17 protein-coding genes are annotated in these 19,042 nt (G+C 70.8%); 7 read left to right on the forward strand and 10 right to left on the reverse strand.

Features of this window, described 5'->3' with window-relative positions; translation table 11 throughout:
• Positions 1–30: 30 nt before the first annotated feature.
• The 5 genes from KAH28_RS11710 to dinB all read left to right on the forward strand — a co-directional run bounded on the left by KAH28_RS11710 (position 31) and on the right by dinB (position 5,709).
• A complete protein-coding gene (locus tag KAH28_RS11710) occupies positions 31–969 on the forward strand; it encodes a radical SAM protein (protein ID WP_290576809.1) in 939 nt (312 codons plus the stop codon).
• Positions 970–1,293: 324 nt separating this feature from the next.
• Positions 1,294–1,983: a glycosyltransferase gene (locus KAH28_RS11715; protein WP_290576811.1), complete on the forward strand. Its 690-nt coding sequence runs from the start codon at positions 1,294–1,296 to the stop codon at positions 1,981–1,983.
• Between the two features lie 80 nt (positions 1,984–2,063).
• Positions 2,064–3,395, forward strand: coding sequence for a UDP-glucose/GDP-mannose dehydrogenase family protein (locus tag KAH28_RS11720; RefSeq protein WP_290576813.1), 1,332 nt, complete (start codon positions 2,064–2,066; stop codon positions 3,393–3,395).
• A gap of 6 nt (positions 3,396–3,401) precedes the next feature.
• The gene (locus tag KAH28_RS11725; RefSeq protein WP_290576814.1) at positions 3,402–4,406 is read left to right on the forward strand and encodes an NAD-dependent epimerase/dehydratase family protein; all 1,005 of its coding nucleotides are present in this window, start codon (positions 3,402–3,404) and stop codon (positions 4,404–4,406) included.
• A 127-nt stretch (positions 4,407–4,533) separates the two neighbouring features.
• On the forward strand, positions 4,534–5,709 hold the full coding sequence (dinB, locus tag KAH28_RS11730) for a DNA polymerase IV (RefSeq protein ID WP_290576815.1): 1,176 nt from the start codon (positions 4,534–4,536) through the stop codon (positions 5,707–5,709).
• On the opposite strand, the gene KAH28_RS11735 is transcribed toward dinB, so the two are convergent.
• Together KAH28_RS11735 and KAH28_RS11740 are read right to left on the reverse strand one after the other, a co-directional pair.
• Positions 5,706–6,599, reverse strand: a complete 894-nt coding sequence (locus tag KAH28_RS11735; protein WP_290576816.1) for a crotonase/enoyl-CoA hydratase family protein — start codon at positions 6,597–6,599, stop codon at positions 5,706–5,708. The two genes, dinB and KAH28_RS11735, sit on opposite strands and share 4 nt — an antisense overlap.
• An 89-nt stretch (positions 6,600–6,688) precedes the next feature.
• A complete protein-coding gene (locus KAH28_RS11740; RefSeq protein WP_366918176.1) occupies positions 6,689–8,017 on the reverse strand; it encodes a multidrug effflux MFS transporter in 1,329 nt (442 codons plus the stop codon).
• 2 nt (positions 8,018–8,019) lie between these two features.
• Here KAH28_RS11740 and KAH28_RS11745 point away from each other — a divergent pair, with 2 nt between their 5' ends.
• Together KAH28_RS11745 and KAH28_RS11750 are read left to right on the forward strand one after the other, a co-directional pair.
• A complete protein-coding gene (locus KAH28_RS11745; RefSeq protein ID WP_290576818.1) occupies positions 8,020–8,619 on the forward strand; it encodes an LON peptidase substrate-binding domain-containing protein in 600 nt (199 codons plus the stop codon).
• A 61-nt stretch (positions 8,620–8,680) separates the two neighbouring features.
• Complete coding sequence (locus KAH28_RS11750; RefSeq protein WP_290576819.1) at positions 8,681–9,868, forward strand: MFS transporter; 1,188 nt, start codon at positions 8,681–8,683, stop codon at positions 9,866–9,868.
• Between the two features lie 13 nt (positions 9,869–9,881).
• Here the strand turns inward: KAH28_RS11750 and KAH28_RS11755 are convergent, their stop codons facing one another.
• The 8 genes from KAH28_RS11755 to KAH28_RS11790 form a co-directional block, all read right to left on the reverse strand.
• Positions 9,882–11,894 carry a hypothetical protein gene (locus tag KAH28_RS11755; protein WP_290576820.1) on the reverse strand — a complete coding sequence of 671 codons (2,013 nt, stop codon included), beginning with the start codon at positions 11,892–11,894 and terminating at the stop codon, positions 9,882–9,884.
• A gap of 132 nt (positions 11,895–12,026) precedes the next feature.
• Positions 12,027–13,145: a methyl-accepting chemotaxis protein gene (locus KAH28_RS11760; RefSeq protein ID WP_290576821.1), complete on the reverse strand. Its 1,119-nt coding sequence runs from the start codon at positions 13,143–13,145 to the stop codon at positions 12,027–12,029.
• Between the two features lie 8 nt (positions 13,146–13,153).
• Positions 13,154–14,242 (reverse strand): chemotaxis response regulator protein-glutamate methylesterase, encoded by a 1,089-nt coding sequence (locus tag KAH28_RS11765; protein WP_290576822.1) that lies wholly within the window; start codon positions 14,240–14,242, stop codon positions 13,154–13,156.
• Positions 14,242–14,835 (reverse strand): chemoreceptor glutamine deamidase CheD, encoded by a 594-nt coding sequence (locus tag KAH28_RS11770; protein ID WP_290576823.1) that lies wholly within the window; start codon positions 14,833–14,835, stop codon positions 14,242–14,244. The genes KAH28_RS11765 and KAH28_RS11770 overlap by 1 nt, the downstream gene beginning before the upstream one ends.
• Entirely contained in the window at positions 14,832–15,668 is an 837-nt protein-coding gene (locus KAH28_RS11775) for a CheR family methyltransferase (RefSeq protein WP_290576824.1), read from the reverse strand. Before KAH28_RS11775 ends, KAH28_RS11770 begins: the two co-directional genes overlap by 4 nt.
• Positions 15,665–15,829: a hypothetical protein gene (locus KAH28_RS11780; protein WP_290576825.1), complete on the reverse strand. Its 165-nt coding sequence runs from the start codon at positions 15,827–15,829 to the stop codon at positions 15,665–15,667. Before KAH28_RS11780 ends, KAH28_RS11775 begins: the two co-directional genes overlap by 4 nt.
• A gap of 11 nt (positions 15,830–15,840) precedes the next feature.
• Positions 15,841–18,477, reverse strand: a complete 2,637-nt coding sequence (locus tag KAH28_RS11785) for a methyl-accepting chemotaxis protein (protein ID WP_366918178.1) — start codon at positions 18,475–18,477, stop codon at positions 15,841–15,843.
• Positions 18,478–18,506: 29 nt separating this feature from the next.
• On the reverse strand, positions 18,507–19,031 hold the full coding sequence (locus KAH28_RS11790; RefSeq protein WP_290576829.1) for a chemotaxis protein CheW: 525 nt from the start codon (positions 19,029–19,031) through the stop codon (positions 18,507–18,509).
• Between the last annotated feature and the right edge of the window lie 11 nt (positions 19,032–19,042).

The following is a 19,042-nucleotide window of genomic DNA, read 5'->3' on the forward strand; positions in this document are numbered from 1 at the left end:
CGGTCCGCACCGCCCGCCGAGCGCGCCGCCATGACCAGCGCCCCCGCCACGCCACCGAAGTTCACCGACCCCGAGGTCACCGCCACCGGCGAAGCGCGCGCCAGCGTCGCGCCGGTGGCGCTGCGGACGCTGTGGTTCAACACCGGCACGCTGTGCAACCTCGCCTGCACGCACTGCTACATCGAGTCCTCGCCCAGCAACGATCGGCTGGTCTACATCGACGACCGCGAGGTCGCCGGGTATCTCGACGAGATCGAGACCGGCGCATTCGGCACGCGGGAGATCGGCTTCACCGGTGGCGAGCCCTTCATGAACCCGCATTTCATGGCCATGCTCGCAGATACGCTCTCGCGCGGCTTCCGCGCGCTGGTGCTGACCAACGCGATGCGTCCCATGGAGAAGTGTGCCGAGCCACTGCTGGCGCTGCGCGCCGAGCACGGCGACCGGCTCGAAGTGCGCGTCTCGGTCGATCACTACGCGCGCGAGCAGCACGAGGCCGAGCGCGGCCCGCGCTCCTGGAAACCCACCGTCCGCGGCCTGAAGTGGCTCTCCGACGCCGGCTTCAATCTGTCCGTGGCAGGCCGCACGATGTGGGGCGAGGACGAAGCCGCCATGCGCGCGGGCTTCCGCGCCCTGTTCGCCGAGCACGGCATCGCGATCGACGCCGACGATCCGCTCCACCTCATGCTCTTCCCGGAGATGGACGAACGCGCCGAGGTCCCGGAGATCACCACCGGATGCTGGTCCATCCTCGGCAAATCGCCGGACGACATCATGTGCGCCAGCTCGCGGATGGTCGTCAAGCGCAGGGGCGATCCGCATCCCGTCGTCGCTGCCTGCACCCTGCTGCCCTACGACGCACAGTTCGAGATGGGACGGAGCCTCGCCGAGGCCTGGCGCCCGGTGCGCCTCAACCACCCCCACTGCGCCAAGTTCTGCGTGCTGGGCGGCGGTTCGTGCTCGGCCTGAAGGGATCGACGCGCTCCACCCACCGGCCGCCAAGCGACCCCGGATGGCTGCCGACCGCGTCGGCGCCGGCACCGCAGGGACGGCACGTCGGGCGGCACGTCGGGGACAGTATACTTATTTCCCGGACTGTGTGCGCCCAGCCTCCCGTTCTCGGTCAGAAAATACGTATACTGTCCCCATACGGTCGTGGGGACAGTGTACTGATTCCATGAGCAACTGGAGGCCTGTACCCGGAAGTGCCCCGGAGATCAGCATACTGTCCCCCGCCGTATCTCCCGCCCCCATGCCCCGCTCCCCATCTGCCGGAAGAGACCGTACGAGCGCGTGATCAGCGTCGTCCTCCCCACCCACGACGAAATCGGCCTCGGCCTGCTGCCCGACGTGCTGGCACCACTGACCGGTCATGCCGATGTCGAGCTGATCGCCGTGGACAACGCCAGCCGGGACGGCACCGCGGACCTCCTGCGCAACGCCGGCGCCCGGGTCATCGACCTGCCCGGCAGCAACCGCGCGCAGCGCCTCAATGCCGGCTTCGCAGCCTGCAGTGGTGAGGTCGTGCTACTGCACCATCCGCGCAGCGTGCTGGCACCGGATGCGCTCGACGCGCTGCGCGGCCTCCCGGCAGACGCCATCTGGGGGGCCTTCACGCATGCCTTCGACGACCGCCACCCGCTGCTGGGCTGGACCTCCTGGTACTCCAATCGGGTGCGTCTGGACCGCGCCGGCGTCGCCTATCTCGACCACTGCATCTTCCTGCGCCGCGACCGCCTGCCGGATGCACCGGTGCCGGACCTCGACATCTTCGAGGACACCGCGCTGTCGCGGCGTCTGCGCCCGCTCGGGCGCCCCCGTCGCCTGCCGCAGATCGCCACCACCTCGGCGGTGCGCTACCGGCGCAACGGGGTCTGGCGGCAGGCGGCCATGAACCAGGTCCTCAAGCTGGGCTACGCCGCACGAGTGCCCCCGCGCCTGATGAACCGGATCTACGAGCGCGGGCTGTCGCTGAACGGCTGAAAGCGCGGCACGCGGCCCGCTCTCAGGTATTCTTGTGCGCCGCGCCATCGGTCCGCTCGCGCCAACCAGGGGGAACCCGCTTGAAGCTCACCATTTTCGGCTCCGGATATGTCGGTCTGGTCACTGCCGCCTGCCTGGCGGACGCCGGCAATCAGGTCGTCTGCGTCGACGTCGACGCCGCCAAGATCGACAAGCTCCGCGCCGGCCACGTTCCGTTCTACGAGCCGGGGCTCGAGGCCATCGTCAAGCGCAATGCCGATTCGGGACGCCTGAAGTTCACCACCGATGCCGCCGAGGGCGTGGCGCACGGCCTGTTCCAGTTCATCGCCGTGGGCACGCCCCCCGACGAGGACGGCTCGGCGGATCTGAAGTACGTGCTCGCGGTGGCACGCACCATCGGTGAGCAGATGCACGAGTACCGGGTCGTCGTGACCAAGTCCACCGTGCCGGTCGGCACCTCCGACAAGGTGCGCGACGAGGTCGGCCGCGCCCTGGCCGCGCGCGGCGCACAGACCGAGTACGACGTCGTCTCGAACCCGGAATTCCTCAAGGAAGGCGCGGCGGTCAGCGACTTCACCAAGCCCGACCGCGTCATCGTCGGCACCGACAACCCGCGCACCGCCGAGCTCATGAAGGCGCTCTACGCGCCCTTCAACCGCAGCCACGACCGCGTCGTGGTCATGGACATCCGCTCCGCCGAGCTGACTAAGTACGCCGCCAACGCCATCCTGGCGACCAAGATCAGCTTCATGAACGAGCTCGCGAATCTGGCCGAGAAGCTGGGCGCGGACATCGAGGACGTGCGCCTGGGCATCGGATCCGACCCGCGCATCGGCTACCACTTCATCTATCCGGGCTGCGGCTACGGCGGCTCCTGCTTCCCGAAGGACGTCAAGGCGCTGATCCGCACCGCCCACGAGCAGGACTTCAACGCCGAGCTGCTGCGCTCGGTGGAGAGCGTCAACGAACGCCAGAAGTCGGTGCTCTTCGACAAGATCCGGCGCCACTTCGGCGACGACCTCGCCGGCCGCACCATCGCCGTATGGGGCCTGTCCTTCAAGCCGCGCACCGACGACATGCGCGAAGCCTCCAGCCGTTCGCTGATCGAGGCGTTGCTGGCGGCCGGCGCGACGGTCCGCGCCCACGACCCGGTGGCAATGGACGAAGCCCGCCGCATCTGGCCGGACCGCAACGGCATCGTCTACTGCGAAAGCCCGGAGGCCGCCCTGGACGGCGCCGACGCACTCGCCCTGGTCACCGAGTGGAAGGTCTTCCAGAGCCCCGACTTCTTCGAGATGGCGAAGACGCTGAGCGCCCGGGCCATCTTCGACGGTCGCAACATCTACGACCCCGGGCTGGTCAACGCCGCCGGCATGCACTACTACGGCATCGGGCGCAGCGCGCCGCTGTAGGGGCGGATGGCGCGCATCCTGCTCACCGGCGCCGCCGGCTTCGTCGGCTTCCACACCGTTCGCGCCCTCTGCGCGCGCGGCGACGACGTCGTCGGCTTCGACAACTGCAACGCCTACTACGACCCGGCTCTGAAGGAGGCGCGCCTCGCCGAGCTGGCGGCGCTGCCCAACTTCACCTTCCGACGCGGCGGCCTCGAGGATGCCGATGCGCTGCGCGCCGCCATGGCGGAAGCCCGACCCGATACGGTGATCCACCTCGCCGCCCAGGCGGGCGTGCGCTATTCGCTGACCCGCCCCGACGCTTACGTGGCCTCGAATCTGGTGGGGTTCAACAACCTGCTGGAGTGCTGCCGGCACACCGACGGCCTGCAGCATCTGGTGTTCGCGTCGTCGAGCTCGGTCTACGGCGCCAATACCCGCCTGCCCTTCTCCACCGACGACCGCACCGACTATCCGGTGAGCCTGTACGCGGCCACCAAGAAGGCCAACGAAGCCGTGGCCCACGCCTACAGCCACCTCTACGGCATCCCCACCACCGGCCTGCGCTTCTTCACGGTCTACGGCCCATGGGGGCGGCCCGACATGGCCTACTTCAGCTTCACGAAGGCCATCCTCGAGGGCGCGCCGATCAAGGTCTTCAACCACGGCCGGCTGCAGCGCGACTTCACCTACATCGACGACGTCGTGGAAGGCGTGGTGCGCATCGCCGACCGACCGCCCGTCGAAACCGTGGGCGCCGACGGCAGCTACCGCAGCGACGCGCGCTTCGCGCTGCACAACATCGGCAACCACAGCCCGGTGGCGCTGGGCGACTTCATCGCCATCCTGGAGCGGCTGTGCGGCCGCGAGGCCATCAAGGAATACGTCGCCATGCAGCCGGGTGACGTGCACGCCACCTACGCCGATATCACCAGCCTCCGCGATGCCGTCGGCTTCGAGCCGGACACGCCACTGGAAGACGGGCTGGCGCGCTTCGTGGACTGGTACCGCGGCTTCCACGGCGCGGGCTGACCGCACGCCGGCAGCGCGTACCCCGGCACGCAAGACCGCGCAAAGCGGGGACGCCCGCGCGACATAAATGGTGACAGTATACTTATTTCCCCCGGAGCTACAGCGCTATTGGTCGGTCGAAGGGGAAATGAGTATACTGTCCCTGCTCTCGCCCGCCGACCATCCACTGGCGCCGGACGCCGAGCGCGCGCAGGATCGCGATTCACCCGACGGAAGCCGCCGCGTGCGCAAGATCGTGCACATCGACATGGATGCCTTCTACGCCTCGGTCGAGCAGCGTGACGATCCGTCGCTGCGCGGCCGGCCAGTCGTGGTCGGCGGCCGTGGCGCGCGCTCGGTGGTCGCGGCGGCGTCCTACGAGGCACGGCGCTTCGGGGTGCGCTCGGCGATGCCGTCGGTGCGCGCCGAGCGCCTGTGCCCGGACGCGGTCTTCCTGCCGCCCGACTTCGCGCGCTATCGCGCCGTGTCGCGGCAGGTGCGCACCATCCTCCTGCGCCACACCACGCTGATCGAGCCGCTGTCGCTGGACGAGGCCTATCTCGACGTCACCAGCAATCTGCAGGGGCTGCCCAGCGCGACCGCAGTGGCCGAGGCCATCCGGGCCGCCATCCGCGACGAGCTGCGCCTGACCGCCTCTGCCGGCGTTGCGCCCAGCAAGTTCCTCGCCAAGCTCGCCTCGGACGCGCGCAAGCCCGACGGCCTGTGCGTGGTGCGCCCGCGCGATGTCGACGCCTTCCTGCTACCGCTGCCAGTGAGCGCGCTGCCCGGCGTCGGCCGCGTCACCAACGGCCGCCTGGAAACGCTCGGCATCCGCACGGTGGCCGACCTGCGCGCCGCACCGCGTTCGCAGCTCGAGGCGCGCTTCGGCCGCTGGGGCGCTCGCCTCTCCGAGCTGGCGCACGGCATCGACGACAGCCCGGTACGCGCCGACCGCCGGCGCAAGTCGATATCGGCGGAGGATACGCTGCCCGAGGACCTGCCGCCGGATGCGCTGGCGCCGCACATCGCGCGCATGGCCGACAAGACCTGGCGCGCGGCAACCAAGGCCGCCGTGACCGGTCGCACGGTGGTGCTCAAGCTGAAGACCGCCGACTTCCGCATCCTCACGCGCAGCCTCACCCTCGCGCAGCCTCCGGCCAGCGCCGCGGAGCTGGCCGACACCGCCGCCGCCCTGCTGTCCCGCGTCGCGCACGGCGCCGACCGTTACAGGCTCATCGGCGTGGGGCTGGCCAACCTCGACGCCGCTGCCGGCAACACGGTCCAGGCACCGCAGGCCGCCCTGTTCGCGCCCGGCGAGTCCTAGTCGCGCCCCTCGATCCACTCGTTGTAGAAGGGCGGCATGTCCGATGACGCCCGCCCGCCGAAGGCGGCCTCGCGCTTCTTGAGAAAGGCCTGCACGCCTTCCTTGCCGTCACCGACGCTGGTGTAGAACATCGCCAGCGAATCCACCCTGTGGGCATCCAGCGGGTGGGGTGCCGCACTGTTGCGGAGCAGCATCTGACGGGTCAGCGCCACCGCCACCGGCGAGCGGTTCGCCACCAGTGAGCGCGCGTAGGTCACCGCGTGCTCCAGCAGATCATCCACCGGCACCACCTCGCGCACCAGGCCGCCGGCGTGCGCGGCCTGTGCATCCAGGATCTCGGCCTGATAGCACCACTCCAGCGCCTGCGACAGCCCGACGATGCGCGGCAGGAACCACGTCGAGCAGGCCTCCGGCACCACGCCCAGCCGGCCGAACACGAAGCCGATGCGCGCCTTGTCGGCGGCAATGCGCGCGTCCATGGCCAGGGTCATGGTGGCGCCGATGCCCACCGCGGCCCCGTTGATCGCCGCGATCACCGGCTTGCGGCAATCGTAGATGGCCAGGGTGACGCGGCCGCCGGTATCGCGCACGCCGGCGATGAAGGCCGGATCGTCGAGCTTGTCGTCCATGTCGGCGAGCGTCGGCTGCATCGACTCGTCCAGTCCGAAGACGTTGCCGTCCACGGACAGATCCATGCCCGCGCAGAACGCACGCCCCTCGCCGGTGACGACCACCGCGCGGATGGCATCGTCGTCGTTGGCGCGGCGGAAGAAGTCCTCGAGCTCGTCGGCCATCCGCACGGTGAAGGCGTTGAGCTGATCCGGCCGGCTCAGGCGCAGGATCAGGATGCCGTCGTCGCGTTGCTCGGTCTGCAGGGTCTCGTAGGCCATGGGGTACCTGGAAGCGTCAACTGGGACGGCAAGTGTGCCTGCCGGCGCACGGCCGCGCCGGCGATGCCCGCTGCGCCGCTCCCCCTTCCTCAGGTCTGCGCGGGCGCGGTACGCAGCGTCACGCCCGCGAGCACGCCGCAGCCCGCAACCACCAGCCCCAGCGGCAGGGCGCTGCCGTTGTAGCTGACACCAACGATGAGACCGGATACGGCCCCGGCCCCAAGCTGGATGGTGCCGAGCATCGCCGAGGCCGCCCCCGCCTGCCGCACGAAGGGATTCAGTGCCAGCGCCGTGGTGTTGGCCAGCGAGCAGCCCACCGCGAACAGCACGATCGCCATGGTCGCGATGAAGCTCGCCACGCCGAACAGCGGCGACGCGCAGACCGCGACCAGCAGGAAGGTGCCGATCACGAAGGCGCCGATGGTCCACGGCAGGAGCTCGCCGGGGGTGCGATAGCGCAGCATGCGCGCGTTGACCTGCGAACCCAGCACGAAGCAGGCGGCGTTGACGCCGAACAGCACCCCGTAGAGACCGGGCGACACACCGAGCAGCTCGATGAGCACGAACGGCGATCCCGAGATGTACGCGAACAGCGCCGCCAGCCCGCTGCCGCCGGTGAGCGCATAGGCCAGGAACTGCCGGGTGGACAGCACCTCCCAGTAGTCGGAGGCGGCGGCGGACAACGGCCGCGCACGATTGCCGCGCATGATCTCCGCATCCATGGTCTCGGGCAGTCCGCGCACCACCGCCACCAGGCAGATCACGCCGTACAGGGCAAGGAAGGCGAATATCCAGTGCCAGTCGCCCCACATCAGCACCTGCCCGCCGAGCACCGGCGCCAGGATCGGTGCCACGCCCATGATCAGGATCAGCGTGGAGTACATGCGCGCCGCCGCGGTGGCGTCGAAGAGGTCGCGCACGACCGCGCGCACCATCACCATGCCGGCGGCCCCGCCCAGCGCCTGCAGCACGCGCAGCGCGATCAGGTGGTCGATGTCCGCGACCGCCGCGCAGCCCGCCGAGGCCAGCGAGAACAGCACGAGGCCGAAGAGCAGCGGCCGGCGTCGACCGAAGCGATCGGAGATCGGCCCGTACAGCAGCTGGCCGACCGCGAGGCCGAGCAGATAGGCGCTCAGCGTGGACTGCACCTGTGCCTCGTCGGCGCCGAAGGCGCGGCCGATGGCCGGCAGGGCGGGCAGGTACATGTCGATGGACAGCGGCCCGAACGCCATGATCGCACCCAGCAGCAGGATCAGGCTCCGGGCGGGCCGCGCAGGATCGATTCGGGAAGGGGCCACCATCAGGCCCACTATGGTACCGGCTGCACCCCTCTCGGCGCCCGCCGCGATGCTGCCACACCCCCTTGCCCCGGCCGGGTGCGGCGACGCAAGCTGCCCGGGCGACCGGCGACGAGGCATCCATGGACGATAGCGCCCTGACCATCCCGCTGTTCCCCCTCGGCACCGTCCTCTACCCCGGCGGCGTGCTGCCGCTGCGCATCTTCGAGCCGCGCTATGTCGCGATGGTGCGGGACTGCCTCGCCCATGATTCCCTGTTCGGCGTCTGCCTGATCCGCGCCGGCTTCGAGGCCGGCAAGCCGGCGATCCCGCACGGGATCGGATGCACCGCGCGCATCGCGCGCTGCGAGGAGACCGGGCCGAATCGCTTCTCGCTGGTGGCGCGCGGCGAGTCGGTGTTCCGGATCGACCGCCACTGGGCGCGGGACGACGGTCTCCTGATGGGCGCGGTCACCCTCGCCGACCCACCCGACCCGACACCGCTGCCCGAGCGCTTCCGCGGGCTGCGCGAGCTGCTGGAGCGCGCCATCGCGGAGCATGGTGCCGAACGCTTCCCGTCGCCGACGCGGCTCGACGACGCCGCATGGGTGGCCTTCCGCGTGGCCGAGCTGCTGCCCGTCCCGCCCGAGCGCCGACAGCGCTTCCTGACCTGCGACGATCCGATCGCGCGACTGGCCGACGTCGCCGAGACCCTCGCCGAGCTGCGCAGCGGCGGAAGCTGAACCGGCGCACACCGCGCCCGCGTTTCCGGGACAATGCGCGCCCGCCCGCGTCCCGCCCGCCATGGCCTTCCCGCATCACCAGCGCGCCGCTGCCTTCGGGCTCGGCACCGTGCTCATCTCCGGAGCCGGCCAGACCTACTTCATCGGTCTGTTCGGTGCCGAGCTGCGCGATGCCTTCGGGCTCAGCGAAGCGGCGCTGGGCACCATCTACGGCGGCGCCACGCTGGTCAGCGGCCTGCTGATGTTCTGGCTGGGCGCGATGGCCGACCGCATGCCTCTGGGGCGGGCGCTGGCCATCGCGCTGACCTGCCTGATCGCCGGTGCGCTGGTGATGGCATCGGCACCGCACCCCGCCCTGCTGCTCCCCGGTTTCCTGCTACTGCGCCTGGGTGGTCAGGGTCTGTGCGGACACATCGGCATCGTGGCGGCCGCGCGCCACGCCGGACCGCGCCGCGGCACGGCGCTCAGCATCGCCGCCTTCGGCTTCGTCATCGGCGAAGCGCTGTGGCCCATGCTGGTGAGCGCCTCGCTGGGGCTCATGCCCTGGCGCTGGGTCTGGGGCGGCACCGCGCTGGTGGTGCTGGTGGCGGGATGGCCGCTGCTCGGCTGGCTGGCGGCGCCGCTGCCCCCGCCCGACGCGGCGGCCGGACACGGCACGGCGCCGCTGCGCCGACGCACCCTGATGACCTCGCCGCGCTTCCTGGCTGCGCTGTCGGTGGTGCTGGTGCCGCCCTTCATGATCACCGCGGTGTTCTTCCACCAATCCTCGGTAGGCGCAGTGAAGGGCTGGGCGCTCGGCGACATCGCGTCGGCCTTCGCAGCCTACGCCGCCGCCCAGGCCACGGCAAACTGGTTCACCGGTCGTGCCGTCGACCGGCTGGGCAGCGTCGCCGTGCTGCGCCTGCAGCTGCTGCCGCTGGTGCCGGCGATGCTGGCGCTGGCCTGGTTGCCGAGTGGCGCGGGCCCGTGGCCGGTGTTCGCGCTGCTCGGCGCGATGAGCGGCGCCAGCCAGGTCAACGCGGGCGCGCTGTGGGCGGAACTGTTCGGCACCGAGCAGATGGGCATGGTGCGCGGCGTGGCCGCCGCCATCATGGTGGTGGCAACGGCACTGGCGCCGCCGCTGCTGGGACTGGCGCTGGGTGCGGGACTGCCGCTCGCGGCCTGGTGCCTACCGGCGGCCGCGTACGCCGTGGTCGTGCCGCTGCTCGTGGCCCGCACGCTGACGCCCGCGCGGGCACCCGCGACCTAGCGGCGCAACGCGCTCACGGCTCCGTCGGCAACCCGAGCCGGCGATCGAAGATGCGCGCCTCCGCCAGCCTCGCCGCCGCCCGCAGCTCGCGGTATTCCTCGGCAAGGGTGGCCAGGCGCTCGACGGCATCGGCGCGCCAGGCGGTTTGAAGGTCGCCGCGCAGCGCGGCCAGCGCGTCGCGGTGGGTCGCCGCCGGCGTATCCCGGGCCACCTGCGAGAGCATGGCGAGGAAATCCGCGGACGCGCGCAGCTGTGCCGGCTCGTCGCCGCTGGCCCAGTCCAGCAACCACCAGCTCAGATCGCGTTCCCGGGCGACGGCCGGATCGGCACGGAAGTCCGGCAGCGCGCCGTCCTCGAGCGCGGCGCGCGCATCGGCCATGCGCGCCTCGACGGCATCGAGTCGCCTCGTGGCCTCGGCCAGCAGCGCCACCGCACGCGGGTCGCGACCGACCAGCGCGAAGGCCTCGGCCGCGGCCAGATAGGCGCGGATCACGTTGGGATCGCGCGCGTCCCGCTCCATCAGCGGCGCCCAGTAGCGCATGGCCGCGGCGGGCGCGTTGGTTTCCTGCGGGTCCAGGCGGGCGCGCTCGAAGCGCGCCGAGCGCGGGCACGCCGAGACCCCATCGATGAAGTGCTGGAGCTCGAAGCAGCCGATGACGCCGGTCTTGTGCAGCGCGCGCAGCGCCGTCTCCGCCAGCCCGCCGTCCCCCAGACCGACGATGTCCTCGCGCGCGATGCGCTCGCTCGGCCCCTGCAGCACGGCCCAGCCGCGCCCCAGCAGCGCGGCGCTGGAGAGCTTGCCGTCGAGATCGATGCGGTCGAAGGCCGCGGCCGCCTCGCTGCCCTGTCGCAGACGCAGCATCTCGCGCCCGAGCATGAGATTGGCGCGATCGCGCAGCGCCTCGCCGAGCGGCCCGCGCGTGTCGCGCTGCCCGGCCAGGTCGAACACCGACATCGCGGCACGCAGCTCGTCCTGCCGCGCCAGCGCGATGCCGTGGTTGAGCAGCAGGAAGGCCAGGATCGGGTTCGCCGAGCCCTCCTCGCCCCAGATCTCCGACACGCTGAGATGACGACCCTCGGCGAGCAGCGCCGCCGCCTCGTCCACGGCGTCGTACTCGAGCAGCAGCAGCGAGAGCTTGTCGCGGTACTGCGGCATGTAGGTCAGCGGCACCACCGGCGCCAGCGCGCGCAGCACCGCGACCGCCGACGGATCGTCACCCCGCGCGACATCGAGCTCGGCGACGGCCAGGCTCGTCTCGGCCAGGGCGTGGTCGTCCACCGGCCGCTTGCCCACCGCTTCCAGCGCGGCTTCGGCCTCGGCGCGCAGGCCGGCGCGCAGCGCGCAGCGCGCATAGCTCAGCGACAGCGCAGCCGGCGGCTCCGGGGTCGCGGCACGGATCGCCCGCAGTGCACGCAGCCCCACCAGCACGTCGCCGGAGGCGCAGGCGTCGATGGCGCTGCGCACGTCCGGCGCCTGCAGGGGATCCTCGTCGAGGTCCAATCGGATCGCGTTGGTGCCCAGACCGAACCATTCCATCAGGCGGGTGACCAGACCGGCTCCACCGGTGTCGCCCCAGATCGTGACCTGCGGATTGCGCTCGCGCAGGCCCTCGCCCGGCACCCGGATCTCGATGATGGCTTCGCCGCCGTAGAGCAGCAGTTCCTGCTCGTGCTCCTCGAAACCGCCCTCGCCGTCGGGGACGCGCAGGCGCAGTGTGTAGCTGCCGGCGCCGGGCTCGTTGCTGGTGCCGAGCGCCCGCTGCAGGCCTTCGCCCGCGGGCGCGTCGAAGGTGCGCAGCGGATTGCCGTTGGTGTCGACGAAGCTCAGCTGCAGATCGTCGAGATAGGCGGCCTCGCTGGCGGTGGCGTACCAGGCGATGCGACCGGCCTGGCGCTCGTCGCCGAGCGCCGGCAGCGCATCGAGCACATCGGTCACCAGCGTGTCGTAGCGCTCGTAGAGCGCCTGCGTCTCGGCGCTGGCGGGATCGAAGGCGGCGACCGGCGCGCTCGCCAGCAGGGGCAGCATCAGTGCGAGCGCTCGCGGCAGGACGGCTCCGGGCGTCTTTGCGTCATGGCGGTGCATGCGCCGATGATAGCTGCACCGGCACCGTTGCTGGCGATGGCGCGCCGACCCGCCGCCGGGCGCACCGTTCCGGGGCTAGAAGAGCTCCACCGAGCCCGCCTGCATGTTGGCTTGCGACACCGGCTTGTGCATCGGCCGGCTGAGCTCGACCACCTTCGACTCCGCCGCCGCGCGCGCCGCGCCCGCGGCCGGCCGGTTGCCGGCGGCGGCGCGCAGCTCGCCGGCATGACCGGCGGTATCCGAGAGGCGCATCAGATGCTGATCGGCGGCGCCCAGCGCCTGGGTGGCGATGTCGTCGAACTGCAGCGCGCGCAGTCCCTCGCTGACGGCACGGCCCACGCGCTGGCTGCCGGCAGTCGCCTCCTCGGCGGTACGGTCGAGCGCCTCGCGCACCGCCCGCACGTGCCCGACCAGGGTCTCGGTCTGGCGCGCCGCCTCGGCGGAGAGGTCGTCGTCCTGATCGACCATCTGGCCGACCGCTTCGCGCGCCGAGGCGATCGCCTCCTTGGCCTCGGTGGCGAGCTTGCGGATCTGCTCGTTGAAGCTGTTCGAGCGCTGCGACAGTGAACGCACCTCTTCGGCGACCACCGCGAAGCCGCGACCCGCCTCGCCGGCGCGTGCGGCCTCGATGGCGGCGTTCAGCGCCAGCAGGTTGGTCTGGTCGGCGATCGACTTGACGTCCTCCAGCAGCACGAACATGCCGTCCAGCCGCTGCGCCATCGCGTCGATGCGATCGACGGTCGCGGCCGAGCGCTTGCCGACATCGGCGAGGCGACCGGCGAAGCCCTGCATCAGTGTCTGCGCCTCCTCGGCGAAGCCGCTCACGCTCATGTCGCGACCCTCGGGCTGCGCCAGGCGCTTGACCAGCTGCTCCTGCTCGCGCGCCTGCCTGGCCATCGATTCGAAGCTGCCGGTGAGGTCGCCGATGGCCTCGGCGAGCAGCCCCCGCACGCGATCGATCTCGCTGCGCGCACCGCCGATCTCGTTCTCGGCGCGCTCGCCCAGCCGGTCGAGCAAGGGCGTGCTGCCGCCCTCGGTCGCGTCCGCCGTGCGCAGTGCCAGCCACAGCGTCACCGCCCACGCGGCAAACGCCACCGCACTGGCCACCGCCGGCACCCAGGCAGGCAGGGGCGCCACCGCCACCGACAGGGCGATCACGGACAACACGGCGGGCGGTACGAAGTGACGGAGCATGGCGGTTCTCATTGCGGAATCCTCGTTTCGGAATATCGGCCCGCGCGCGCGGAACTTGAGCGCGAACGCTCGGCGCTGGCGGCCATGTGCTCGGCGATCGCGCCGAGCGGCAGGACGGCATCGGCGGCGTCCAGCCGCACCGCCGCGCCCGGCATGCCCCAGACGACGCTGGTGGCCTCGTCCTGCGCCACGGTGGGTACTCCGGCCGCGCGCAACTCGGCGAGGCCGCGCGCGCCGTCGTCGCCCATGCCGGTGAGCAGCGCGGCGCCGCAGCAGCTGCGGGCCGCGCTCACGGCGGAGGCGAACAGCACGTCCACCGAGGGCCGGTGACGGTTCACCGGGGCGGTATCGTCCAGGCGCAGCGCGAAGCCGGTGCCGGAGCGGATCAGGCGCATGTGGCGTCCGCCGGGCGCGACATAGGCGTGCCCCGCCTGCAGTGCCTGACCGTCGACGGCATGGCGCACGAACAGCGGGCTGTTGCGGTCCAGGCGCTCGGCGAAGGAGGCCGAGAACGCCGGCGGGATGTGCTGCACGATCAGCACCGCGACGTCCCGGAGACGCCAGTCGGCAAGCACCTCGCGCAGTGCTTCGGTACCGCCGGTGGACGCGCCCAGCAGGCAGAAGCGCGATGCGGTGGCAATGCGTCCGGCGAACTTGTCCGGCGCCACCGGCGGCGCGCTGCGCATGCGCGGCTTGCTGCCCGATGCCGTGCGGATCGCCCGTGCCAGCGCATCGGCGGCCGCGGCGAGCTCGGCGTCGGTGGTGCCGGACGGCTTCTGCAGCACCTCGACCGCGCCCAGCGCGAACGCCTGGAGGGTGGTCTGGGCGCCGCGTGCGGTGAGCGAGGAGAACATCACCACCGGCGTCGGCCGCAGGCGCATCAGGTTCTCGAGGAACTGCAGACCGTTCATGCGCGGCATCTCGACGTCGAGCACGATCACCGCGGGATTGAGCGCCTTGATACGGTCGCGCGCCTCGTAGGGGTCGGCCGCTTCGCCCACCACGCGGATATCGTCGCAGGCGGCCAGCAGCTCGCGCAGCAGCGCGCGCATCGCGGCGGAGTCGTCGACCAGCAGCACGTCCACGGGTTCGCGCATCAGAAGAGCTCCACGTCGTGCGCCGGCGTCCGCTGACGGGCCTGATCGCGCTTGCGCTGCTCGACGGCCGCTATGCTGCGGCCCTCGACCAGCGGCAGGTGGCGCACGCGCGCCTCGGCGGTGGCCGGGAAGAACAGCAGCTTGCGCGGATGCGGGCCGAGCAAGTCCTCCGCCACCACCGGAATGCCCTCGGTGGCCAGGAAGCGCCGCACGAAGGCGGCATTCTGCCTGCCGACATCGATGCTGGTGACCGCCGCCAACACCGCGCCGCCGCCGAACAGCTTGGCGCGGAGACGACTGCGGCGTGCGCCGAGCTTGAGCAGCGCGTTGATCAGCAGCTCCATGGCGTGGACGCCGTAGCGCGCGGTCTCGTTCTCGCCGCCCTCGGGCAGCAGGAAGTGATTCATGCCGCCGATGCCGGTGCCGTCCTCGTACATGCAGGCGGCCACGCAACTGCCCAGCGTCGTGGCCAGCACCGGCTGCCACGGCACGTCGCGGGCCTGCAGCGCGCGGTAGTCGCCGGGCGCGACCTTGAGCACGCGCGCGGCCAGCCGCTTGTCGAGGTAGCCCTCGGTCCTGGCGGGCAGGCTCATGCGGCGCGCCCCACCCGGCTGCGTGCCGGTGCGTACACGCTGCGCCCGCACGAGCGCACGATCTCGGTGGCGTGGAAGAAGCTCTCGGAATGCCCGGCGAAGAACAGGCCGTCGTCGTGCAGCAGCGGCACCATGCGCCCCAGCAGCCGGAGCTGCGTGGGCTTGTCGAAGTAGATCATGACGTTGCGGCAGAACACCGCGTCGAACTGGCCCTGGACGGGCCAGCGCGCGTCGAGCAGGTTGCACGGCGCGAAGCGCACCAGCCGCTGCAGCGCGGGCAGCACGCGCGCCTGGCCGGCATTGCTGCCGGTGCCGCGCTGGAAGAAGCGCTTGCGGCGCGTCGCCGACAGATCCTCGATCCGCGCCACCGGGTAGATCGCGCGTCCCGCGCGCTCCAGGCAGGCGGTGTCGATATCGGTGGCGAGGATCTCCACCGGCGGGTCGAGCCGGTCGAAGGCCTCGCAGGCGGTGATCGCCAGACTCCACGCCTCCTCGCCGGTCGAGGCCGCCGAGCACCAGATGCGCTGCCGCGGCGGCGCACCGCTGCGCCGCAGATGCCGCGCCAGTGTCTCGAAGTGATGCGCCTCGCGGAAGAAGCTCGTGAGATTGGTGGTCAGCGCGTTGACGAACTGCTGCCAGTCGTCGGTACCGCCGGAACGCTCCAGCGTGTCGAGATAGTCGGCCACGCTGCGATGCCCGCCGGCGCGCAGCAGCCGCGTCAGCCGGCCATAGGCCATGTCCCGCTTGGCCTCGGCGAGCGCGATGCCCGCGCGCTTCCGGATCAGCTCGCGGATGCGCGTGAAATCCCGCTGCGTATAGGCGAACTCGCTCACCGGGCGCGGTCTCCTGCCTGCCCGCCGCGCCCCGGCGGCGCCGGCAGCGGCTGGCGCGCGTCGCAGCCATCCAGCGACGCGCCCCACACGGCGAAGCACCGCAGCAGCGTCAGCCAGGCTGCCCGCTGCTCCCGCCACCCACCGGCCTTGTGCGTGCGCATGGGCGATGGCGTCAGAAGCTGGTCCACTGCTCGCCGGCGTCGGCACCGGTATCGGCACCCGCCGATCCGCCGCCGTGCCCGTTCACCCCGGCGGTGTGCCCGGCACCGTTGGCACGGGCGGCCGGCGTCGCCTGCCGCGCAGCCGGCACCGCCGCCCGCGGCCGGGCCGGCGCGCTCCGCTGCGCCTCGGCCGCGTGCCCGGTCTCGCGACTGCGCTCGGCGCTCTGCTGCTGGCTGATGCGGAACTGGTTGACCAGCTCCTCCATCGCGCCGGCCTGCTCCTCCATCGAGCGCGCCGCCGCGGAGGCTTCCTCGACCAGCGCCGCATTCTGCTGAGTGACCTCGTCCATCTGCGACACCGTCAGGCTGACCTGCTCGATGCCGGAGCTCTGCTCGGCGGAGGCCGAGGTGATCTCGCCCATGATGTCGGTGACGCGCTTCACCGCGGTGACGATCTCGTCCATGGTGGTGCCGGCGCGGTTCACCAGTTCGGTGCCGCCCTTGATCTTGTCCACCGAGTCGGAGATCAGGGCCTTGATCTCCTTCGCCGCGGCGGCGGAGCGCTGCGCGAGGTTGCGCACCTCGCCGGCGACCACCGCGAAGCCGCGGCCCTGCTCGCCGGCGCGTGCGGCTTCCACCGCGGCGTTCAGCGCCAGGATGTTGGTCTGGAAGGCGATGCCGTCGATCACGCCGATGATGTCGGCGATCTTCTTCGAGCTGTCGTTGATGTCGCTCATCGTCGAGACCACCTGCTCGACCACGTCGCCGCCGCGGGTCGCGACGCTCGACGCGCCCTGCGCCTGCTCGTTGGCCTGGCGGGCGTTGTCGGCGTTCTGCTTGACGGTGGCGGTGAGCTCCTCCATCGACGATGCGGTCTCCTCGAGGCTGGCCGCCTGCTGCTCGGTGCGCGACGAGAGGTCGGCGTTGCCGGCGGCGATCTCGCGGGCCGCGACATTGATCGACTCGGAGGCCTGGCGGATGGACGTCACCATGTCGGTGAGCTTGTCCATGGTGCCGTTGGCGTCCTCCTTCAGGCGCGCGAAGAGACCCTCGTAGTCAGCCGTGATGCGCTGCGTGAGATCGCCCTGCGCCATCGCGCCGAGGATGCCGAGCACTTCGTTGAAGGCCTTCTCGTTGGTATCGAGCAGCTGGTTGATGCCGCCTGCCAGACGCCCGAAGAAGCCGTCCTTGTCGTCCAGCGATACGCGGGTCGAGAACTCGCCGCGCACGGCACCGTCGACGATGCCGTTGATCTCCTGCTCCACCGCCACCTCGGCGGTGCGGTCGAGCCATTCCACGACCGTGCCGCAGCGCTGACCGTCGGCGTCGGTGATCGGATTGAGCGTCAGACTCATGGTGCGGCCGCCGACCCCGATCTGCGTGGTCAGCGTGTCGCGCAGCGCATCGATCATGCGGATCTGATGCGAGGGATTCTTGTGGAAGATGTCGATGTTCGCGCCCATCACCTTGCGCACGTCGAACTGCGGCAGATCCTTGCGCAGATCGCTCTCGACGTTGGTCAGCATCTCGTTCAGCGAGTTGTTGACGTAGACGATGTTGCGATCGCCGTCGGCGATCATGACGTTGGTGGTGACGTTGTCCAGCGCGTTGCGGATGCGCAGGTTCTCCTCGGCGAGCCGCTGCTCCTTCTCGGTGCGCTCGGCGATCTCCGCCTGCAGCTTGAGCTCGGCGGTGCGGTCCTGCCACTCGACGACCGTTCCGGCGCGAGCGCCGTCGTCGCTGAAGATCGGGCTGGCGATGAGGCCGAAGGTGCGGCCGCCGAGCTTGATCTCGGTGCGGTAGGTGTCCTTGAGCGCCGCCAGCATCTTCTCCTGGTGCGCCGGGTTCTTGTGGAAGCCGTCGATGCACGCGCCCACCAGCCCGTCGACGCGGAAGCTGCCGATCTCCTTGCGGATGTCCGACTCGGCGTCCGAGAGCATCGCGGTCACGGCCGGATTCATGTAGACGATGCGCCGCTCGTTGTCGGCGATCATGACGTTGGTGGTGACGTTGTCCAGCGCGTTGCGGATGCGCAGGTTCTCCTCGCCGATCGCGCGTTCCTTCTCGGTGCGCGCCGCGACGTCGTCCAGCATGCGGTTCACGCCCTCGCAGAGGGTGCGGATCATATCGTCCTTGCCGTCCAGCGCGATGCGCCGCGACAGATCGCCGGAGGCAGCCGCCGCGACCACTTCCCCGGTCTCGTGGACCGCGGCCTCGAGGGCGCGCCGTCCGAGCACTTCGGCGGTGATGTCGGTGGCGTACTTGATCACCTTGAAGGCCGTGCCGTCGGGCCCGAAGATGGGGTTGTAGCTGGCCTGGATCCAGATCTCGTTGCCGGCCTTGCCGATGCGCTTGTACTGGCCGGCATCGAACTCGCCGCGGCCGAGCTTCTGCCAGAAGCGCCGGTATTCCGCGGATTCGCGCTCCTCCGGCGTGACGAACATGCGGTGATGCTTGCCCACCACCTCGTCCTTGGCGTAGCCCAGCGCGTCGAGGAAGTTCTGGTTGCAGTTCAGGATGTTGCCGCCGAGATCGAACTCGATGACGGCCTGCACCTTGTTGATGGCCGCGATCTGGCCTTCCAGCTCGGCCTGATGCATGGCGTGTTCGCGCCCGTGATGGCCGACGCGGCCGAAGCTCTTGAGCATGCCCATGGCGTGTTCTCCGGTGGGATTCGTTAAGCGGTTGCGGGGGTGGCCGTCACGGCCTTGGAGACCAGCGCCATTTCCTGGCTGGCCATCATGGTTTCGATATCGAGGAGGATCAGCATCCGGTCGTCGACCGAGCCCAGCCCGGTGACGTAGCTCGCGTCGACCGACTGCCCGAGCTCGGGCGGATCGAGGATCTGGTCGGTGGTGAGCGCCATGACGTCGGAGACGCGGTCGACGACGACACCGACCACGCGCTCGGCGAGGTTGAGGATGATCATCACCGTGAAGGCGTCGTACTCGGCGCGCGGAAGGTTGAACTTCAGGCGCAGGTCGATGACCGGCACGATGGTGCCGCGCAGGTTGACCACGCCCTTGATGAAGGCCGGTGCATCCGGAATGCGCGTGACGGTGTCGTAGCCCCGGATCTCCTGCACCTTCAGGATGTCGACGCCGTACTCCTCCTCGGCGAGGGCGAAGGTGAGGAACTCGCGGGTGGCGACGCCGCTCTCGGCGTCCTCGACGGCGCGCTCTGCCACGGCTTGTGCTTGCATGATCGGGCTCC

The sequence above is a fragment of the Algiphilus sp. genome, from assembly GCF_023145115.1.
In the GTDB taxonomy this organism is placed as follows: domain Bacteria; phylum Pseudomonadota; class Gammaproteobacteria; order Nevskiales; family Nevskiaceae; genus Algiphilus.

Excerpts from the sequence above, each read along its gene's own strand:
- dinB (WP_290576815.1), top strand. The coding sequence starts at position 4,534 with ATGAGTATACTGTCCCTGCTCTCGCCCGCCGACCATCCACTGGCGCCG.
- KAH28_RS11765 (WP_290576822.1), bottom strand. The coding sequence starts at position 14,242 with ATGCGCGAACCCGTGGACGTGCTGCTGGTCGACGACTCCGCCGCGATG.
- KAH28_RS11770 (WP_290576823.1), bottom strand. The coding sequence starts at position 14,835 with ATGAGCCTGCCCGCCAGGACCGAGGGCTACCTCGACAAGCGGCTGGCC.
- KAH28_RS11735 (WP_290576816.1), bottom strand. The coding sequence starts at position 6,599 with ATGGCCTACGAGACCCTGCAGACCGAGCAACGCGACGACGGCATCCTG.
- KAH28_RS11780 (WP_290576825.1), bottom strand. The coding sequence starts at position 15,829 with ATGCGCACGCACAAGGCCGGTGGGTGGCGGGAGCAGCGGGCAGCCTGG.
- KAH28_RS11785 (WP_366918178.1), bottom strand. The coding sequence starts at position 18,477 with ATGCTCAAGAGCTTCGGCCGCGTCGGCCATCACGGGCGCGAACACGCC.
- KAH28_RS11725 (WP_290576814.1), top strand. The coding sequence starts at position 3,402 with ATGGCGCGCATCCTGCTCACCGGCGCCGCCGGCTTCGTCGGCTTCCAC.
- KAH28_RS11755 (WP_290576820.1), bottom strand. The coding sequence starts at position 11,894 with ATGCTGCCCCTGCTGGCGAGCGCGCCGGTCGCCGCCTTCGATCCCGCC.
- KAH28_RS11710 (WP_290576809.1), top strand. The coding sequence starts at position 31 with ATGACCAGCGCCCCCGCCACGCCACCGAAGTTCACCGACCCCGAGGTC.
- KAH28_RS11760 (WP_290576821.1), bottom strand. The coding sequence starts at position 13,145 with ATGCTCCGTCACTTCGTACCGCCCGCCGTGTTGTCCGTGATCGCCCTG.
- KAH28_RS11790 (WP_290576829.1), bottom strand. The coding sequence starts at position 19,031 with ATGCAAGCACAAGCCGTGGCAGAGCGCGCCGTCGAGGACGCCGAGAGC.
- KAH28_RS11750 (WP_290576819.1), top strand. The coding sequence starts at position 8,681 with ATGGCCTTCCCGCATCACCAGCGCGCCGCTGCCTTCGGGCTCGGCACC.
- KAH28_RS11745 (WP_290576818.1), top strand. The coding sequence starts at position 8,020 with ATGGACGATAGCGCCCTGACCATCCCGCTGTTCCCCCTCGGCACCGTC.
- KAH28_RS11740 (WP_366918176.1), bottom strand. The coding sequence starts at position 8,017 with ATGCCTCGTCGCCGGTCGCCCGGGCAGCTTGCGTCGCCGCACCCGGCC.